General features: G+C 48.3%; 2 protein-coding genes. Both read right to left on the reverse strand.

Annotated elements, in window-relative coordinates; translation table 11 throughout:
- Nucleotides 1-197 (reverse strand): hypothetical protein (locus AC1RPQ_RS07825; RefSeq protein ID WP_481762237.1); only part of this gene is annotated, 197 nt, incomplete at its 3' end.
- Nucleotides 198-199: 2 nt separating this feature from the next.
- Nucleotides 200-542, reverse strand: a 343-nt coding sequence (locus tag AC1RPQ_RS07830) for a hypothetical protein (RefSeq protein WP_481762238.1), incomplete at its 5' end; no start/stop codon positions are given.

Below are 542 nucleotides of genomic sequence, written 5' to 3' on the forward strand. Positions count from 1 at the left end.
CCGAACCCGAACGGACTGTCCTTCATGTTTCCGATCCACGGAACTTCACCCTGATCAGTTTCGTATAGACCCGGAACTTTAGCCTGTACACGGCTCATCCCAGTGGTGTCATTATTGGCGGTGACCGTTCCCAAGTAGTACGAATTACCGTAGTTTTCGGTGGCCGCCACGCTAGCATTCTGTGTCTTGAATCCCATGATTAACCCTGCGTATACTGACTATCGGTACCAACACGGGTGCCCAATATCTTTTCGGCATAGGTGCCACCGGTTATGTAAATGGCACGCCCAACTACTGCATATGTGCCTGCGTACGCCTTATCAGTAAGGCTGTACTCCTGATCAACTATGAAGGACATAGTATCGAGCGGTTGGAACTGTGTAGGACTCTGAACCAAAAATTCTACGTCCAGCGAGTATAGGTTTGCGTACCGAAGATTCTGATACAGGGCCTGCTCATAGTTGGCATGTGTATTACCAACGTCTATACCACTGAATGTCTGATATCCGCGTACCACCTTCTCTTTAACCGATAGGTTATAT

The sequence above is a fragment of the Dellaglioa sp. CoH-57-MRSF-21 genome (genome assembly GCF_056781915.1).